Annotated in this window: 10 protein-coding genes; 9 read left to right on the top strand and 1 reads right to left on the bottom strand. The window is 64.0% G+C overall.

The window, feature by feature from the left end; all coding sequences use genetic code 11:
• Positions 1–151 precede the first annotated feature (151 nt).
• From hutU to hutG, 5 genes are all read left to right on the top strand, one after another.
• Positions 152–1,825, top strand: coding sequence for a urocanate hydratase (gene hutU, locus ABX298_RS08590; protein WP_013974561.1), 1,674 nt, complete (start codon positions 152–154; stop codon positions 1,823–1,825).
• 107 nt (positions 1,826–1,932) lie between these two features.
• Positions 1,933–3,465: a histidine ammonia-lyase gene (gene hutH / locus ABX298_RS08585; protein WP_003259868.1), complete on the top strand. Its 1,533-nt coding sequence runs from the start codon at positions 1,933–1,935 to the stop codon at positions 3,463–3,465.
• 153 nt (positions 3,466–3,618) lie between these two features.
• A complete protein-coding gene (locus ABX298_RS08580) occupies positions 3,619–5,022 on the top strand; it encodes an amino acid permease (RefSeq protein WP_075046609.1) in 1,404 nt (467 codons plus the stop codon).
• A gap of 16 nt (positions 5,023–5,038) precedes the next feature.
• Positions 5,039–6,244 (top strand): imidazolonepropionase, encoded by a 1,206-nt coding sequence (gene hutI, locus ABX298_RS08575; RefSeq protein WP_367394300.1) that lies wholly within the window; start codon positions 5,039–5,041, stop codon positions 6,242–6,244.
• A 10-nt stretch (positions 6,245–6,254) separates the two neighbouring features.
• Positions 6,255–7,058: an N-formylglutamate deformylase gene (hutG, locus tag ABX298_RS08570; protein WP_112249571.1), complete on the top strand. Its 804-nt coding sequence runs from the start codon at positions 6,255–6,257 to the stop codon at positions 7,056–7,058.
• 59 nt (positions 7,059–7,117) lie between these two features.
• On the opposite strand, the gene ABX298_RS08565 is transcribed toward hutG, so the two are convergent.
• Positions 7,118–12,643, bottom strand: coding sequence for a DUF6543 domain-containing protein (locus ABX298_RS08565; protein ID WP_367394299.1), 5,526 nt, complete (start codon positions 12,641–12,643; stop codon positions 7,118–7,120).
• A gap of 170 nt (positions 12,644–12,813) precedes the next feature.
• Here ABX298_RS08565 and pip point away from each other — a divergent pair, with 170 nt between their 5' ends.
• The 4 genes from pip to mdoH all read left to right on the top strand — a co-directional run bounded on the left by pip (position 12,814) and on the right by mdoH (position 18,770).
• Positions 12,814–13,785 (top strand): prolyl aminopeptidase, encoded by a 972-nt coding sequence (pip, locus tag ABX298_RS08560; RefSeq protein WP_013974556.1) that lies wholly within the window; start codon positions 12,814–12,816, stop codon positions 13,783–13,785.
• Entirely contained in the window at positions 13,782–14,219 is a 438-nt protein-coding gene (gene dtd, locus ABX298_RS08555) for a D-aminoacyl-tRNA deacylase (protein WP_025340925.1), read from the top strand. The genes pip and dtd overlap by 4 nt, the downstream gene beginning before the upstream one ends.
• A gap of 263 nt (positions 14,220–14,482) precedes the next feature.
• On the top strand, positions 14,483–16,204 hold the full coding sequence (locus tag ABX298_RS08550) for a glucan biosynthesis protein G (protein ID WP_204249907.1): 1,722 nt from the start codon (positions 14,483–14,485) through the stop codon (positions 16,202–16,204).
• Complete coding sequence (mdoH, locus tag ABX298_RS08545) at positions 16,197–18,770, top strand: glucans biosynthesis glucosyltransferase MdoH (protein WP_025340923.1); 2,574 nt, start codon at positions 16,197–16,199, stop codon at positions 18,768–18,770. Before ABX298_RS08550 ends, mdoH begins: the two co-directional genes overlap by 8 nt.
• Positions 18,771–19,005: the final 235 nt, after the last annotated feature.

Genomic DNA, 19,005 nt, shown 5'->3' with positions numbered 1-19,005 from the left:
GCGAAGGGTCGCGCAGCGGCCCCATTTCTTTTGCCATTCAGCGGAAAAGTCCAATTATTTTGGTTGTCCATGCTTGTACATACAAGTAAAGGTGTGTTTGTATATCTACCACGACATACCCGCCCGCGGACGACCGCAGAGGACCTTTCCCGTGACCGACAACAACAAATACCGTGACGTTGAAATCCGTGCCCCACGTGGCAACAAGCTGACTGCCAAAAGCTGGCTGACCGAAGCGCCACTGCGCATGCTGATGAACAACCTCGATCCACAGGTCGCAGAAAACCCGAAAGAACTGGTGGTGTACGGCGGTATCGGCCGCGCTGCCCGTAACTGGGCGTGCTACGACAAGATCGTCGAGACCCTGACCCGCCTGGAAGACGACGAAACCCTGCTGGTGCAGTCGGGCAAGCCGGTCGGCGTGTTCAAGACCCACAGCAACGCCCCGCGCGTACTGATCGCCAACTCCAACCTGGTGCCGCACTGGGCCAACTGGGAACACTTCAACGAACTGGACGCCAAGGGCCTGGCAATGTACGGCCAGATGACCGCCGGCAGCTGGATCTACATCGGCAGCCAGGGCATCGTCCAGGGCACCTACGAAACCTTCGTCGAAGCCGGTCGCCAGCATTACGGCGGCAGCCTGAAAGGCAAGTGGGTACTGACCGCCGGCCTGGGCGGCATGGGCGGTGCCCAGCCACTGGCCGCCACCCTGGCCGGTGCCTGCTCGCTGAACATCGAATGCCAGCAGAGCCGCATCGACTTCCGTCTGGAAACCCGCTACGTCGACGAGCAGGCCACTGACCTCGACGACGCCCTGGCACGCATTGCCAAGTACACCGCCGAAGGCAAGGCCATCTCCATCGCCCTGCACGGCAACGCTGCCGAAATCCTGCCAGAGCTGGTCAAGCGTGGCGTGCGCCCGGACATGGTCACCGACCAGACCAGCGCCCACGACCCGCTGAACGGTTACCTGCCAGCCGGCTGGACCTGGGAACAGTACCGCGACCGCGCGCAGACCGAGCCGGCTGCAGTGGTCAAGGCCGCCAAGCAGTCGATGGCCGTGCACGTGCAAGCCATGCTCGACTTCCAGAAGCAGGGTGTCCCGACCTTCGACTATGGCAACAACATCCGCCAGATGGCCAAGGAAGAAGGCGTGGCCAATGCCTTCGACTTCCCAGGCTTCGTGCCGGCCTACATCCGCCCGCTGTTCTGCCGTGGTATTGGCCCGTTCCGCTGGGCGGCGCTGTCCGGTGATGCCGAAGACATCTACAAGACCGACGCCAAGGTCAAGGAACTGATCCCCGACGACGCCCACCTGCACCGCTGGCTGGACATGGCCCGCGAGCGCATCAGCTTCCAGGGCCTGCCGGCACGTATCTGCTGGGTTGGCCTGGGCCTGCGCGCCAAGCTGGGCCTGGCGTTCAACGAAATGGTACGCAGCGGCGAGCTGTCGGCACCGATCGTGATCGGCCGTGACCACCTGGACTCCGGTTCGGTGTCCAGCCCCAACCGTGAAACCGAAGCCATGCGCGACGGTTCCGACGCTGTCTCCGACTGGCCGCTGCTCAACGCCCTGCTGAACACCGCCGGCGGTGCTACCTGGGTTTCGCTGCACCACGGTGGTGGCGTGGGCATGGGCTTCTCCCAGCACTCTGGCATGGTCATCGTCTGCGACGGTACCGATGAAGCCGCCGAGCGTATCGCTCGCGTGCTGACCAACGACCCGGGGACCGGTGTGATGCGTCATGCCGATGCCGGTTATGACATCGCCATCGAGTGCGCCAAGGAGCAGGGTCTGGACCTGCCGATGATCACTGGCTGATCGCCACGCTTTGGATCGCACCCCACAAGGGGTGATACTGAACAACAAGAAGGAGCACGCAGGCACTCACAAACGGGCCTGCGGCTCCACGCGATTGGAGTAGTGAAGTGACCGAATTGACCCTCAAGCCCGGCACCCTGACCTTGGCCCAGCTGCGCGCCATCCATGCCGCGCCTGTGCGCCTGCAACTGGACGCCAGCGCCGCGCCGGCCATCGACGCCAGCGTTGCCTGCGTCGAGCAGATCATTGCCGAAGACCGTACCGCCTACGGCATCAACACCGGTTTCGGCCTGCTGGCCTCGACCCGCATCGCCAGCCACGACCTGGAAAACCTGCAGCGCTCGCTGGTGCTGTCCCACGCCGCCGGTGTCGGCGCGCCGCTGGATGACGACCTGGTGCGGCTGATCATGGTGCTGAAGATCAACAGCCTCAGCCGTGGCTTCTCCGGCATCCGTCGCAAGGTCATCGACGCGCTGATCGCCCTGGTCAACGCCGAAGTCTACCCGCACATCCCGCTGAAGGGCTCGGTGGGCGCCTCCGGCGACCTCGCCCCGCTGGCGCACATGTCGCTGGTGCTGCTGGGTGAAGGCAAGGCCCGCTACAAGGGCCAGTGGCTGCCAGCTACCGAAGCCCTGGCCGTGGCCGGCCTCGAGCCGCTGACCCTGGCCGCCAAGGAGGGCCTGGCCCTGCTCAACGGCACCCAGGCGTCCACCGCCTATGCCCTGCGTGGCCTGTTCCAGGGCGAAGACCTGTACGCCGCTGCCATCGCCTGCGGCGGTCTGAGCGTCGAAGCCGCGCTGGGCTCGCGCTCGCCGTTCGATGCGCGCATCCACGAAGTGCGTGGCCAGCGCGGTCAGATCGACACTGCTGCCTGTTTCCGTGACCTGCTGGGCGACTCCAGCGAAGTGTCGCTGTCGCACAAGAACTGCGACAAGGTCCAGGACCCGTACTCGCTGCGCTGCCAGCCGCAGGTCATGGGCGCCTGCCTGACCCAGCTGCGCCAGGCCGCCGAGGTACTGGGCATCGAAGCCAACGCCGTGTCGGACAACCCGCTGGTGTTCGCTGCCGAAGGTGACGTGATTTCCGGCGGTAACTTCCACGCCGAGCCGGTGGCCATGGCCGCCGACAACATCGCCCTGGCCATCGCTGAAATCGGTTCGCTCAGCGAGCGCCGTATTTCGCTGATGATGGACAAGCACATGTCCCAGCTGCCGCCGTTCCTGGTGGAAAACGGCGGGGTCAACTCGGGCTTCATGATCGCCCAGGTCACCGCTGCTGCCCTGGCCAGCGAGAACAAGGCCCTGTCGCACCCGCACAGCGTCGACAGCCTGCCGACCTCGGCCAACCAGGAAGACCACGTGTCGATGGCCCCGGCTGCCGGCAAGCGCCTGTGGGAAATGGCCGAAAACACCCGTGGCGTGCTGGCCATCGAATGGCTGGGCGCCTGCCAGGGCCTGGACCTGCGCAAGGGCCTGAAGACCTCGGCCAAGCTGGAGCAGGCGCGCCAGGCGCTGCGCAGCGAAGTGCCGCACTACGACCGTGACCGTTTCTTCGCGCCCGACATCGAAAAGGCCGTGGAACTGTTGGCCAAGGGTCGCCTGACCGGCCTGCTGCCGGCTGGTGTGCTGCCAAGCCTGTAATGCCCCCAGGGGCCGCTGTGCGGCCCATTCGCAGCACAAGGCTGCTCCTACAAAGGCGACGCGCTCCCTTGTAGGAGCAGCCTTGTGCTGCGAAAGGGCCGCACAGCGGCCCCCTTCGATCTCACGACCACAAAAACAATTTAAGGACGTGACATGCAACAAGCTCAAGGTCTAAAACGCGGGCTAAGTGCCCGCCACATCCGCTTCATGGCCCTCGGTTCCGCCATCGGCACCGGGCTGTTCTACGGTTCCGCCTCGGCCATCCAGATGGCCGGCCCGGCTGTGCTGCTGGCCTACCTGATCGGCGGCGCCGCCGTGTTCATGGTCATGCGCGCCCTCGGCGAAATGGCTGTGCACAACCCGGTCGCCGGCTCGTTCGGCCACTACGCCAGCACCTACCTCGGCCCCATGGCCGGCTTCATCCTCGGCTGGACCTACGCCTTCGAGATGGTCATCGTCGCCATCGCCGACGTCACCGCCTTCGGTATCTACATGGGCTTCTGGTTCCCGGAAGTGGCCCGCTGGATCTGGGTGCTGGGCATCGTCTTCCTGATCGGCGGCCTCAACCTGTGCAACGTCAAGGTCTTTGGCGAAATGGAATTCTGGCTGTCGCTGCTCAAGGTCGGCGCCATCGTGGCGATGATCCTGGCCGGCCTCGGCATCATGGCCTTCGGCTTCAGCCAGGTTGGCACCGGGCAGGCCGTGGGTGTCAGCAACCTGTTCGACCACGGCGGCTTCATGCCCAATGGCGTGGGTGGCCTGATCGCCTCCTTTGCCGTGGTGATGTTCGCGTTCGGCGGCATCGAGATCATCGGTGTCACCGCCGGTGAGGCCAAGGACCCGCAGCGGGTCATCCCCAAGGCGATCAACGCCGTGCCGCTGCGCATCCTGCTGTTCTACGTGCTCACCCTGTTCGTGCTGATGTGCCTGTTCCCATGGCCGCAAATCGGCAGCCAGGGCAGCCCGTTCGTGCAGATCTTCAGTAACCTGGGCATCGGCTCTGCCGCCGCGGTGCTGAACATCGTGGTGATTTCTGCCGCGATCTCGGCCATCAACAGCGACATCTTCGGCGCCGGCCGCATGATGTACGGCCTGGCCCAGCAAGGCCACGCACCGCGCGGCTTCAGCAAGCTGTCGAAGCACGGCGTGCCGTGGATGACCGTGGTGGTGATGGGTGCTGCGCTGCTGATCGGCGTGCTGCTCAACTACCTGATCCCGGAGAACGTGTTCCTGCTGATCGCCTCGATCGCTACCTTCGCCACCGTGTGGGTGTGGCTGATGATCCTGCTCACCCAAGTGGCCATGCGCCGCAGCATGAGCCGTGAACAAGTGGCCCAGCTACAGTTCCCGGTACCGTTCTGGCCTTACGGCCCGGCCATGGCCATTGCGTTCATGGTGTTCATCTTTGGCGTGCTCGGTTACTTCCCGGATACCCAGGCGGCACTGCTCGTCGGCGTGGTCTGGGTGGTGTTCCTGGTGGCGTCCTACCTGCTGTGGTGCAAGCCGCGCGCAGGGCAGGGCGAACCGGTAGCGGAACCTGCCGAGCTGCACCGCTAAGTACAGGAGTCAATGTATGAGAACCGTCTGGCAGCACTGCCATGTGGCAACCATGGCCGAGGGCCGTTACTCGGCCATCGAGGACGCAGCCATCGTCACCAACGCCGGGCTGATCGAGTGGATCGGCCCACGCGTCGACCTGGCGTCGGTCGATGCCGAGCGTACGGTGGACCTGGGCGGCGCCTGGGTCACCCCGGGGCTGATCGACTGCCACACCCACGCGGTGTTCGGTGGCAACCGCAGCGGTGAGTTCGAGCAGCGCCTGCAGGGTGTGAGCTATGCCGAAATCGCCGCACAGGGCGGTGGCATCGCCAGCACCGTGCGGGCCACCCGCGCGGCCAGCGAAGACGAGCTGTTCGCCAGTGCTCGCCAGCGGGTCCAGGCGCTGATGCGCGATGGCGTGACCACCATCGAGATCAAGTCCGGCTACGGCCTGGACCTGGCCAACGAGCGCAAGATGCTGCGCGTGGCCCGGCGCCTGGCCGACGAGTTGCCGCTGGCGGTGCTCGCCACCTGCCTTGCAGCCCATGCCTTGCCGCCGGAATACGTCGGCCGGGCTGACGACTACATCGCGCACATCTGCGATGAAATGCTGCCGGCCCTGGCCGCCGAAGGCCTGGTGGACGCAGTGGATGCCTTCTGCGAACACCTGGCGTTCTCACCGGCCCAGGTCGAGCGGCTGTTCATCAAGGCGCGCGAGCTGGGTCTGCCGGTCAAGCTGCACGCCGAACAGTTGTCGTCGCTGCACGGCTCCAGCCTGGCGGCGCGCTACCAGGCGCTTTCGGCTGACCATCTGGAATTCATGACCGAGGAAGACGCCATTGCCATGGCAAAAGCCGGCACGGTCGCCGTGCTGCTGCCGGGCGCGTTCTACTTCCTGCGCGAAACCCAGCTGCCGCCGATGGACGCCTTGCGCCGCCACGGCGTGAAGATTGCCCTGGCCAGCGACCTCAACCCCGGCACCTCGCCAGGGTTGTCGCTGCGGCTGATGCTGAACATGGGCTGCACCTGCTTCCGCATGACCCCGGAAGAAGCCCTGGCCGGTGTCACCGTGCACGCCGCCACGGCGCTGGGCCTGAGCGACAGCCACGGCTCGCTGGAAGTGGGCAAGGTCGCCGACTTCGTCGCCTGGCAGATCGAACGCCCCGCCGACCTGGCCTACTGGCTGGGCGGCGACCTGCCCAAGCGCGTGGTGCGCAAGGGCCACGAGATTTCCAACTGAGTGAGGCACGATGGACAAGGTACTGAGTTTTCACCAGGGGCGCCTGCCGCTGCTGATCAGCATGCCCCATGCCGGCCTGCAACTGTCGCCGGCGGTACGAGACGGCCTGGTCGACCAGGCGCGCAGCCTGCCGGACACCGACTGGCATATTCCACGGCTGTATGACTTTGCCCGTGACATGGGCGCCAGCGTGGTGGCGGCGGAGTATTCCCGCTTCGTCATCGACCTGAACCGGCCGGATGACGACAAGCCACTGTACGTTGGTGCCACCACCGGCCTGTACCCGGCCACGCTGTTCGATGGCGAGCCATTGTTCAAGGACGGGCTGGTGCCGACAGGCGAGGAGCGCAAGCAGTATCTGGAGCAGATCTGGCGCCCCTACCACGACACGATTCGTCGCGAGCTGGCGCGGCTGCGCGAGCAGTTCGGCTACGCCCTGCTGTGGGACGCCCATTCGATCCGTTCGCTGATCCCGCACCTGTTCGACGGCAAGCTGCCGGACTTCAACCTGGGCACCTTCAACGGCGCCAGTTGCGACCCGGCTCTGGCCGAACGGCTGAAAGAGGTGTGCGCCCAGGCCCAAGGCTACAGCCATGTGCTCAATGGCCGCTTCAAGGGCGGGCATATCACCCGGCATTACGGCGATCCGGCCAATCACATCCATGCGGTGCAGCTGGAGCTGGCGCAGAGCACCTACATGGAAGAAGCCGAGCCGTTCGCTTACCGCGAAGACCTGGCACGGCCGACACAGGAGGTGTTGAAGCAGCTTCTGCAGGCAGTGCTGGACTGGGGCAAGGCGCATTACGGGCGGTGAAGTTCGCCAGTAAGAATGGCGACGCGATGCAGGCCATGCGCGTCGCCAGTCACTACGGGTCAGTTGTTGTTGATCTGCTTGATGGTAAGTTCGCGCAGTAGCTCCTTCTCTTCCTGGTCCTTGTCATCTTGCAGGCCTTGCTGCAAGTTCAACTCGTCCTGAAGCGAGTGGTCCTTGCTGGCCAGCTCGAGCACCCGCAGGCGGAAACGTGCGTCTATTTCGGCGAAGCGGTCGGCACACTCGGCGCGCAGGCGCGTGGTCCAGTCCGTATTCGCCAGCATGTAGTCGACCAGTGCATCGCTCAGTTCACTTTTCCGGACCTTTTCCAGCACACTGGATAGCTCATCGCGCGCCAGGTTCGCAGCACCTCGAAAGCGCATGCTGTCGGCGATCGGCAGGTCCAGTTCCCTGGCCAGTTCCCGGCGGTAGGCCAGGCGTACCGAGACCAGGTCACCCGAGCCGGTCCGTTGGTTGGCCAGCAGCTCCAGCTGTTCGATCCGGAAAAGCTGCAACAGGCGACGACGCAGTGCTTGCAGGGAATCGCCGGCGTCGACCAACAGGCGTTGGCTCATCAGGTACAGTTCAATATTGTTGAACTCCTGCAGCGCTCCGTCATGGCAGGTCTGCGAGCCGGTTACCGGGTCTGGCAATGCCGCTGCGGCGATGCTCTCCATGATCGGGCGTTCGGTTTCGTTGCTTGCAGCCACCACCAGCATCAAGCGCACCCGTTCGCAGAAGGTGGCTCGCGTATTCGGGTCAACGTATGGGGCGGCATTGTGCAAACGGCCCGCCAGACGCAACAGATCACTGCCTTCGAGCCGCTCCCAGCAGTCCTGCAATGCGGCATTCTGTGCTTCGCTACCCAGCATCCAGTCCTCCAGCCTGGGCGTATCATCGCCCAGCAGTGGGAAGTGAGGGTGGTCGAGAGATCCTTCGCTGGAAGAATCGAAGAACATCAGGTCGTCGGGGATATCCAGGGCAAAGGAATAGCTGTGCTGGCTGTCCGAGAACGTGCGTACCCGCAGGATGGTTTCAAGAGGCAGCGGGTTGTCGAACAAGGCGATCGACGAGATTGGCATGGGATTGTTCAGGTTCGTCAGGATGTGCTCGGGCAACTGGGTGATGTTGTTCGAGCTCAGGTCCAGAAGTTCCAGTGGCAGCAAACTGTCACACCAGCTGGGCCAGGCTTGCAGGTTCATGTTGGTCAATGCGAGTGACTGCAGGTTGCTGGCCAGCGATGCGGGCACATGGTCGATGTTGCCTGCACGGTTGCCCGACAGGTCCAGCGAGGTCAGGTTTCGCAGCCCTGCGAAAATGTCCATCATGGCCTGGTCGACCTCCAGACCCATGTTGCGAAACTCCAGGTAGGTGAGTTGGGGAAGGCGAGCCAGGGCGGATGCCAGCGAGGGCATGGCGGCCTGGTGTTCATCGATGGTCAGCCGGCTGATGTTAGGGAACCGGCTGAGTAGTTCATCGAGCTGTGAGGTGCTGCCTCGCAACCGCGTCAGGCTGAGTGCACGTACGCGGGCGCCGAAGAACGCTGGAAGCCGCCTGGGGAAATGCTCGATGGCCACGTCCTCGAGTTGCAGGCGCAGGTATGACTGGCCCTGCTCCTGTTGTTCCCAGAATTGATCGATCGCTGACGCGATACGCTGCCTGTCCGCCAGTGCGGCCTGGGTCAATGGGTTGCTCGAACTGGATGCCTGGGCCCAGCCATCGATCGCATCGCGCATCTGCCGTCGCTCATCGCGAATGCGTGCGAGCTGTTCGGAAAGTGCTGCTGGCTGGTCCGTGGTGATACCCGAGGTGTCGACGTGCTCGTTTAGCAACAAGCGCTGCAGGTGGGATTCATTGATGCTGTTGCCTTCCAGCGAGATCACCGGTGGGGTGGTCAGCATGTCTGCTTCATGAAGCAGGAACGTGGGCAACGACCTGAGATTGTTGTGGCGCAATGACAGGTGGGCAATGCGCGCCAGTGCGTCGCTGCCAATCCCGATCGGCCATTGGGCCAATTGCATCTGGTCCAGGCCCAGGTAATCCAGGGTCAGCTCATGGAAGCTTGGCCTGTTGCTCTGCGCCAGCCGGTTACCACTCAGGTCGAGGTATCTCAATTGGCGAAGCCCTGACAGCAGGTTCAGGTCGCTTTCGGAGAGCGTCATGTTCTGGTTGGTGAGCACCAGTCGTTGCAACCCTGGCAGGCACTCGGTGATGGTGGGCACGCTGAACAGGAAGGGCGAGGGTGTTGCCCTGGGGTCAAACGGACGGCTGATTTCCAGCGACTCGATCTGCGGCATCTGCCTGAGCAGGCGTTGCAGCAGGCGCTCGTTTTGCGCCCAGCCTGCCAAGGACCCTGACGGTAAGTCGATCAGGCTCAGGCTGCGCACGCGTGCGTTGAAAAAAGCGGGCAAGGTGAGGGGCACGTCGGCAAGGGGGACGCGGGCGATACGCAGTTCTGTGGTGGGCCCGGTGCTCTCGTCCAGCGCAGTGTCGTACCAATGTTGCATGATCGAGTCACGCAGGCTGTCGTAGTCCTGTGCTGCCTGGTCGCTTGCCGGCGAAATGGCTTCGCTCCAATCGTCCAGGCTGCTTTGCAGCTCGTTGCGCTGCTCCAGTAGTGTCTGCAAATGTTCGAATATCTGCAGTTGCGTACGGCCGCGGCTGGCAAGTGCCAGCAGAACCTGATCCGCCGAGCGGCCGGTGCGTTCGGCGAGCCCTGTGGCTTCGATAGCTTCGAGCAGACGCTGGCGGGTGATGCCATGGGTGGCCGGGCCGCCGCCACTGAGCGGGTAGCCCAGGCGGCCATCGGCCAGGCGCATGGGAGAACGGTAGCCTGGGCGTACGGGCTGCATGCCCAGCAGCACCCTCAAGGCCGGGCGGGGCAGCAACGGGCTTTCCTGTACAAGGCGCTGCAGCGCTTGTTGATCGGCGATGTCCATGCTTGCCATGGCCGCTGGCAGTGCCTCGTACAATGCAGCGTAAAGGCTTGAATACACCTTGACCGCCGCACTGGGCAGGCTTTCGTCGTGGACGATGTACCCTGCCTGGGCATGGGTGATGGTCTTGAATGGGCGGGTGTCCAGTGTGCCTATGGCATGATCCTGGGTCGGCCAGGACATGCGCTGGAGCAGCCGGAGCCTGGTTTGTGCAGGCCAGCCTGGCAAGCGTTCGAGCGTATGCATGATCAACAGGTCGCTATCCCAGTTCGGCACGCTGGCCAGGTACAGCCCTTCGCAGGCGCGGGCAAGGCGAATTTGTTGCTGGTAGATGCGGGCCTCTTCGGCAAGGCGCAGTGGTACCTTGCCGTTGTCGAGTATCTGCAGTTCGTTGGCACTGGCCTCGCGCGCCAGCTCATTGGCGACTGCTGACGGCAATTTCGGATACGCCCTCTGGATGGCCTCGGCGCCCGGCGCCAGGTCGCGCGAAAGGCCGGCGTAGGCCCTGGCAAACTCAGCGGGCCGAGTGCTCTCGTCCGCCAGCTGGCGGACCGTTTCGTCCAGCTTGAAACGTTGCAGGGTGTCTTCCAGCAAGGCCGGCAGCCGCTGGCTTTCGGCCAGGGCGCGGCGCAACTCGTCTTCGTGTACGCCGCTGACGGCGATAATCCGTTGCAGCGTCGGCTCGTCGAAGTGCCCACTCAAGTGGCCGATGCGGCGCAGGAGTGTCATGCCCGACCAACTCAGTGGCTTATCGGTAACGTGCAACCATGCTCCGGCACCGTTGTGCCGCACTGGCGGCTGGTAACGGCGAGGACTTGCAGGGTGTTGCAAACGATATTCACCAGTCGTTGGCGTTTGGCTGACGATGTACTGATTGCCCTGCAGTACCAGCCAGCGTTTGCCTTGGTGATGCCGTAGGCCCAGTTCGTCCGGTACCAGGTCATGGGGCAGTTTCTCGAAGCTCTGGTAGGGCGTGAGGTCGGGTTTCCACAGCCTCATCTGACCATCGGATGTTTCCACGTCTTCCAGTTCTTCGATGAATGAAGGCGTTTCTACAGGAATACGGGCTATCCCTGGTTCCTCGTCCTCTGGCTCTTCTACCGCCGGACCTTCCGAAGGCGTGCCGGTTTCGCTGCCCTGCGAGCCTCTCAATGCTTTGGCTGCTGCGCTGAGGGCGGCCATGACGGCCACGTTTTCGATCACATCGAGCAGATAGCCATAGGCCGTATCACGCTCGTCGTTTTCCCAGGCGTCGATCCCTTCATACACCTCATGGGCCAGCTGGGCCAGGCAAACGGCAAGCATTGCCTCGCCAAGCCCCGGCACGAAGAAGCCGGCGATGTTCAAGGCCGTAAGCACACGGCCGGCGATCAGTTCCCGGTGAGCTTGCGTGGTGCGCCGGTCGACGATTTCGGTTGGCGTGGCGTGGAACAGCACATCCTTTTCATGACGCTGGGCCTTCTGGAAAGCCATCACGCCTTGGAAGGCGTGGCTGAAAGGCTTCATGACCGGATACAGGGTGGCGTGCGGGTCCGGAACACGTTCATGCAAGCCGCGGGCACTCCAGGCGAGGGGCATGAGCCGGTCCTTCAGGCGGGTGGTTATCGGCGCCTTGTCGCGGTCGGCGAGGTGCTTGTCCAGGTAGCCGATATCGGCTTGGAGCCTGTCGCGCAATTCGTCGTGCATGGCTTGCTGGCTGGTGAACTCCTTGAGGGGCGTGGTGTTGTCTTCAGGGATGTACAGCGCCACGGCCTGATGCCCTTCAGCTTGCAGGGTAATGAGCACAACGCCGGTCAGCTCGACTTCCCACAACTCGAGCAAGCTGAATGTCACCGGCGAAGAGGGCGATGGCGCCTGGTCAAGTGGTGTGGCGAGAGCGGCGGAATATAGCGCTTCGCTGATATCGCCCTTGAGGCGCGCGAAATGCAGGGATTGCCGGAATGCCGATACCTCGGCACGCCCCAGGGTTTCATAAACGGCCAGTGCGGCTTCATCGGCGCCGAGTGACGGCGTGGCCGCCGGGTAGTAGATGGCATGTACCTGTTCGTGATACTTGCCGCCGATATCCAGCGTGCGACACAAGTCGGCGAAGTCTTCGGCGGCGATACCCAGTGCATTGGTGATCGGCACGGTGCCCATGAAGCGCCGGTGATCGACGATGACCGACCTCTTGAGCAGGGCGGCGGGCGCGTCCATGCCATGTTCGGCAGCGGCGGCCTGGTCGAAGTTGTGCAAGGCGCAGTGCAGCAGCGAGCGTGTAGCCCGGTCGACGGCCTGGCGGCTGTCGATAGCATCGGTCGTTTCGATCAGGCGGGCATCGACGAGGTAGGTGTTGCGCACATCAAGGTCAAGCCTGAATCGCTGCTTGATGGCATCGGTGAGTGCCTTGGTGGCGTAGGTTTCCAGGGTTGGAAGCTGTTCGAACAGCTTGTGCACCTGCACCTGGTGCTCGCGGTGGCGTGCGTGCTCTTCCTGCCATGCCTTGGCGACCTCCGGTTGTTGCTGGAGTGCCGTCACCAGCCAGGCAGGGGGCTGATGCCAGTTGCGCAACGCACGTCGGGTTTCTGGGGGAGCCTGCTTGAGCCAGGTGGGGATTCTGCGCTCGATGGTGGCGTAATGAACACTAGGCACGGCAGTGACTGCAGTTGGCATGGCGAGGCCCTTGCTTGTTTTGGGGCGAGGGACTATCGCGGGCCTGCCTGAGCTGCTGGAGGTAGATATATGTGCCCTTGAGGTGCGGCGGCATCAGCGCGGGCAGTGCTCAAAGCGCAATTCAGGTTTATGATGGCCCACGGCCGAATAATCCTCACACGGAGTGCGCAATGCAGACCCTGTACCCGCAGATCAAACCCTACGCCCGGCACGATCTGGCCGTGGAAGCGCCGCATGTGCTGTATGTCGACGAAAGCGGCTCGCCAGAAGGTCTGCCAGTGGTATTCATCCACGGCGGCCCGGGCGCCGGATGCGACGCCCAGAGCCGCTGCTACTTCGACCCGACCCTGTACCGCATCATCACCTTCGACCAGCGCGGCTGTGGCCGCTCCACGCCGCACGCAAGCCTGGAGAACAACACCACCTGGCACCTGGTCGAGGACCTCGAGCGCATCCGCGAGCACCTTGGCATCGACAAGTGGGTGCTGTTCGGCGGCTCGTGGGGCTCCACCCTGGCCCTGGCCTACGCCCAGACCCACCCCGAGCGGGTGCATGGCCTGATCCTGCGCGGCATCTTCCTGTGCAGGCCCCAGGAAATCCAATGGTTCTACCAGGAAGGCGCCAGCCGCCTGTTCCCCGATTACTGGCAGGACTACATCGCGCCGATCCCGCCGGAGGAGCGCGGTGACCTGGTCACGGCCTTCCACAAGCGCCTGACCGGCAACGACCAGATCGCCCAGATGCACGCGGCCAAGGCCTGGTCCACCTGGGAAGGCCGTACCGCCACCCTGCGTCCCAACCCGCTGGTGGTCGACCGCTTCTCCGAGCCGCAGCGTGCACTGTCGATCGCCCGTATCGAATGCCACTACTTCATGAACAACGCCTTCCTCGAGCCGGACCAGCTGATCCGCGATCTGCCAAAGATCGCCCACCTGCCGGCCGTGATCGTGCATGGCCGCTATGATGTGATCTGCCCGTTGGACAACGCCTGGGCGCTGCACCAGGCCTGGCCGAACAGCGAACTGAAGGTGATCCGTGACGCTGGCCACGCGGCTTCCGAGCCGGGTATCACCGATGCCCTGGTGCGTGCCGCCGACCAGATGGCCCGGCGCCTGCTCGACCTGCCCCTGGAAGAAGCATGAGGGGCCTGCTGCAGCGCGTGCGTGGTGCGCGGGTGGAAGTAGCGGGGGAGGTGGTAGGTGCCATCGACCAGGGTTTGCTGGTGCTGGTGGCCGTCGAGCCTGAAGATTCCCGTGAGCAGGCCGACAAGTTGTTGCACAAGCTGTTGAACTACCGGGTGTTCAGCGACGAGCAGGGCAAGATGAACCTGTCGCTCAAGGATGTGGGGGGAGGTTTGTTGCTGGTGTCGCAGTTCACCCTGGCGGCAGACACCCGCAACGGCATGCGCCCGAGCTTCTCGACGGCAGCGCCACCGGCCCTCGGCGCCGAGTTGTTCGACTATCTTTTGCAGCAGGCGAAGGCCCGGCACGCCGATGTGGCAAGCGGGCAATTCGGTGCAGACATGCAGGTGCACCTGGTCAATGATGGCCCCGTAACATTTATGTTACAAATGTGAGTGTAAAAAACCCCTTGTTCACAGGAAAACAAGGGGTTTTGTACGATAAATAGTTGTTCCAGCCTGATGCGTTGTCACGCGACCTGCTGGATAATCGCGCGCTGCATGGACCTGCGTTCGCAGGTTCGTTTCACTCTGACTCGAGCATTGTCTGGATCCGTTTGGGGAATCATTACGCCCTCACGGGGTCCGAACAGTGCTCGCCAACCCGGCATTTGTCGCTGGCCGTTGGTTTCATGATCTGTTTTCGGCGAGGGTTGCTCGTGATTGTTAGTCCCCAAAAAGCATCAAGAATCCCCGGTACCGGGCTGCGCAAGGCCCTGATGGCCAGTGTGGCAGTGGTCGGCCTGATGAGCGCGGGCCAGCTGTGGGCATTCAATCTTGACGATGTTGCAGCCAAGGCAAAGGATCTGGCCGGCCAGAAGTACGAAGCACCGAAAAGCAACCTGCCGGCCGTATTCCGCGACATGAAGTTCGCGGACTACCAGAAGATTCATTTCCTGCAGGAAAAGGCCGAGTGGGCCAAGGACAAGACCCCGTTCAAGCTGTCGTTCTATCACCAGGGCATGCACTTCGACACCCCGGTGAAGATCAACCAGGTCACCGCCACCAAGGTCGAGGAAATCAAGTACGACCCGAGCCGTTTCGAGTTCGGTGACGTGCCACACGACCCGGAAACCACCAAGAACCTGGGTTACGCCGGCTTCCGCGTGTTGTACCCGATCAACAAGGCCGACAAGCAGGACGAGATCATGACCCTGCTTGGCGCCAGCTACTTCCGCGTGGTCGGCAAGGGCCACGTGTACGGCCTGTCGGCCCGTGGCCTGGCCATCGACACCGCACTGCCGTCGGGCGAGGAGTTCCCGCGCTTCACCGAATTCTGGGTCGAGAAGCCCAAGCCGGCCGACAAGCACCTGGTCATCTACGCCCTGCTGGACTCGCCACGCTCCACCGGTGCCTACAAGCTGATCCTGCGTCCAGGCAACGACACCGTGGTCGACGTGCAGTCCCGCGTGTTCCTGCGTGACCATGTCAGCCGCCTGGGCATTGCCCCGCTGACCAGCATGTACCTGTTCGGCCCCAACCAGCCGTCCAAGGTCCTCAACTACCGCCCGGCCCTGCACGACTCCGAAGGCCTGTCGATCCATGCCGGCAACGGCGAATGGCTGTGGCGCCCGCTGAACAATCCGAAACACCTGGCCGTGAGCAACTTCAGCGTCGAGAACCCGCGTGGTTTCGGCCTGATGCAGCGCCAGCGCGCCTTCAGTGACTACGAAGACCTCGACGACAACTACCAGAAGCGCCCGAGCGCCTGGATCGAGCCGAAGGGTGACTGGGGCAAGGGCACCGTCGACCTGGTCGAAATCCCGACCGCCGACGAGACCAACGACAACATCGTGGCCTTCTGGAGCCCGGAGAAGCTGCCTGAGCCAGGCAAGCCATTCGAGTACGCCTACCGCCTGCACTGGACCATCGACGAGCCGAAGTTCCAGGCTCCCGAGCTGGGCTGGGTCAAGCAGACCCTGCGTTCCACCGGCGACGTCAAGCAGTCCAACCTGATCCGCCAGCCAGACGGCAGCGTGGCCTTCCTGGTCGACTTCGCCGGCCCGGCGCTGGCCGCCCTGCCGGAAGACACCGCCGTGCGCAGCCAGATCAGCGTGGGCGACAACGCCGAGGTGGTCGAGAACAACCTGCGCTATAACCCTGAGACCAAGGGCTGGCGCCTGACCCTGCGTTTGAAGGTCAAGGAAGCCAACAAATCGACCGAAATGCGTGCCGCGCTGGTGCGTGACGTGCCGGTCGAAGCCGCCAAGCCTGCCAAGGACGCCAAGCAGGACAAGGCTGCAGCCAAGCAAGCCAAGGCCGAGAAAGCTGCCAAGGCCGAACAACCTGCCGCCGATGCGGCGCCCACCAACGGGACCCCGGCCACCACCGAGAAGGTGCTGACCGAGACCTGGAGCTATCAGTTGCCTGCCGATGAGTAACTCAAGCGCAAGGCCGGAATCGCTTCGCGAGTACCTGGCCCACCTACCACTGAGCGACGAGCAACGGGCGGAACTCGCCAGCTGCACGTCATTCAGTGAGCTGCACCAACGCCTGGCGGCCAACCCGGCCGCCAGCTCTGCCGAGGCCGTCCAGGCCTCGGTGGGCCCGCGCCTGACCGTAGGCAGCGCCGCCGAGCTGGAAGACGCCGAGATGCTTGGCGTCGACGGCAGCGGCCGCCTGTGCCTGAAGATCGCTCCGCCGATCAAGCGCACCAAGGTCGTGCCCGAGCCATGGCGTACCAACGTGCTGATCCGCATGTGGCGGCGCATGACCGGCCGCACCAACGCCCCGCAGCCGCCCAAGCGCGAGCTGCCGCCAGCCCGCTGGCGTACGGTCGGCTCGATCCGCCGCTACATCCTGCTGGCGCTGATGATCGGCCAGACCATCGTTGCCGGCTGGTACATGAAGGGCATCCTGCCGTACCAGGGCTGGTCGTTCGTGGACTTTGACGAAGTCGTCAACCAGCCGCTGTGGGACACCGTGGTACAGGTTTGGCCGTATGCCCTGCAGACGTCCATCCTGGTTCTCTTCGGCATCCTGTTCTGCTGGGTATCGGCGGGCTTCTGGACCGCGCTGATGGGCTTCCTCGAGCTGCTCACCGGGCGTGACAAGTACAAGATTTCGGGTAGCAGTGCTGGCAACGAGCCGATCGCGCCCGAGGCGCGTACCGCGCTGGTGATGCCGATCTGCAACGAAGACGTGCCGCGCGTGTTCGCCGGCCTGCGCGCAACGTTCGAGTCGGTGGCCGCCAGCGGCAACCTCGATCGCTTCGACTTCTTCGTGCTCAGCGACACCAACGACACCGACATCGCCGTGGCCGAGCAACAGGCCTGGCTGGACGTGTGTCGCGAAACCAAAGGCTTCGGCCGTATCTTCTACCGCCGCCGTCGGCGCCGGGTGAAGCGCAAGAGCGGCAACCTCGACGACTTCTGCCGTCGTTGGGGCGGCGAATACAAGTACATGGTCGTACTCGACGCCGACAGCGTCATGAGCGGCGAGTGCCTGAGCAGCCTGGTGCGCCTGATGGAGGCCAACCCGGACGCCGGCATCATCCAGACCGGGCCGAAGGCCTCGGGCATGGACACCCTGTATGCGCGCCTGCAGCAGTTCGCCACCCGCGTGTACGGCCCGCTGTTCACCGCCGGCCTGCACTTCTGGCAGCTGGGCGAGTCGCACTACTGGGGCCACAACGCGATCATCCGCATGAAGCCGTTCATCGAGCACTGCGCCCTGGCGCCGTTGCCGGGCAAGGGTGCGTTCGCCGGTGCAATCCTCTCCCACGACTTCGTCGAAGCCGCGCTGATGCGCCGTGCCGGCTGGGGCGTGTGGATTGCCTACGACCTGCCGGGCAGCTACGAAGAACTGCCGCCGAACCTGCTCGACGAGCTCAAGCGCGACCGCCGCTGGTGCCACGGCAACCTGATGAACTTCCGCCTGTTCCTGGTCAAGGGCATGCACCCGGTGCACCGTGCGGTGTTCCTCACCGGGGTGATGTCGTACCTGTCGGCACCGCTGTGGTTCCTGTTCCTGGTGCTGTCGACCGCGCTGCTGGCGACCAACACGCTGATGGAGCCGCAGTACTTCATCGAGCCGTACCAGCTCTACCCGCTGTGGCCGCAGTGGCACCCGGAGAAGGCCGTGGCGCTGTTCTCCACCACCATCGTGCTGCTGTTCCTGCCCAAGCTGCTCAGCGTCATCCTGATCTGGGCCAAGGGCGCGACCGAGTTTGGCGGGCGCATCAAGGTCACCCTGTCGATGCTGATGGAGATGCTGTTCTCCATGCTGCTGGCACCGGTGCGCATGATCTTCCACACCCGCTTCGTGCTGGCCGCGTTCCTCGGCTGGGCCGCGACCTGGAACTCGCCGCAGCGTGACGACGACTCCACGCCGTGGAGCGAAGCAGTGCGCCGCCACGGCCCGCAGACCCTGCTGGGCATTGCCTGGGCGGCGCTGGTGGCCTGGCTGAACCCGAGTTTCCTGTGGTGGCTGGCGCCAATCGTTGGTTCGCTGGTGCTGTCGATCCCGGTTTCGGTGATCTCCAGCCGTACCCGCCTGGGCCTGGCGGCCAAGGACGAGAAGCTGTTCCTCATCCCTGAGGAATACGCCACTCCGCAGGAGCTGCTGGCCACCGACCAGTACACCCACGAAAACCGCTGGCATGCCCTGCATGACGGCTTCGTGCGGGCTGTGGTCGACCCGCGGCAGAACGCCCTGGCCTGCGCCATGGCCACTGCCCGTCATGGTCAGGCGGCGCCGATCGAGGCACTGCGCGTCGAGCGCGTGGCCAAGGCGATGGAGGTCGGGCCGCAAGGGCTGGACCTCAATACCCGCCTGGCCCTGCTCAGCGACCCGGTGGCGCTGACCCGCCTGCACGAGCAGGTCTGGGCCGAGCACAATGCGGCGTGGATCAACGTGTGGCGTGCATCGATCAAGAACGACCCGCATTCGCCGCTGTTGCCGCTGCATCCGGAGAATGAAGGCCAACCGGCACTCGTCGGCGCCTGATCGGGCCTATTCGCGGGCACGCCCGCTCCCACAGGGTACTCACAGCCTTTGAGGCATGCGCTGTACCTGTGGAAGCGGGCGTGCCCGCGAAGCTTTTCAGGGCTCCCACCGATTTTGGCCAACAAAGTCCCCCCCGGCTCTAGGTCCCCGAGCCGCCATGCGTTAGCATCCCTCTCCGATATGACGCATCGGCCGCCACGGCCATGCCAACAATAAGATTCGCTACTTTTCTTGC

The sequence above is a fragment of the Pseudomonas sp. X4 genome (assembly GCF_040784925.1).
Classification (GTDB): domain Bacteria; phylum Pseudomonadota; class Gammaproteobacteria; order Pseudomonadales; family Pseudomonadaceae; genus Aquipseudomonas; species Aquipseudomonas putida_Z.
Note: the sequence above shows the minus strand (reverse complement) of the source record. Positions and strands in the feature narration are given on the sequence as shown.

What these genes read in the sequence shown, in the direction of transcription:
- pip (WP_013974556.1), top strand. Translation starts at nt 12,814, where the DNA reads ATGCAGACCCTGTACCCGCAGATCAAACCCTACGCCCGGCACGATCTG.
- hutI (WP_367394300.1), top strand. Translation starts at nt 5,039, where the DNA reads ATGAGAACCGTCTGGCAGCACTGCCATGTGGCAACCATGGCCGAGGGC.
- hutG (WP_112249571.1), top strand. Translation starts at nt 6,255, where the DNA reads ATGGACAAGGTACTGAGTTTTCACCAGGGGCGCCTGCCGCTGCTGATC.
- ABX298_RS08565 (WP_367394299.1), bottom strand. Translation starts at nt 12,643, where the DNA reads ATGCCAACTGCAGTCACTGCCGTGCCTAGTGTTCATTACGCCACCATC.
- ABX298_RS08580 (WP_075046609.1), top strand. Translation starts at nt 3,619, where the DNA reads ATGCAACAAGCTCAAGGTCTAAAACGCGGGCTAAGTGCCCGCCACATC.
- dtd (WP_025340925.1), top strand. Translation starts at nt 13,782, where the DNA reads ATGAGGGGCCTGCTGCAGCGCGTGCGTGGTGCGCGGGTGGAAGTAGCG.
- mdoH (WP_025340923.1), top strand. Translation starts at nt 16,197, where the DNA reads ATGAGTAACTCAAGCGCAAGGCCGGAATCGCTTCGCGAGTACCTGGCC.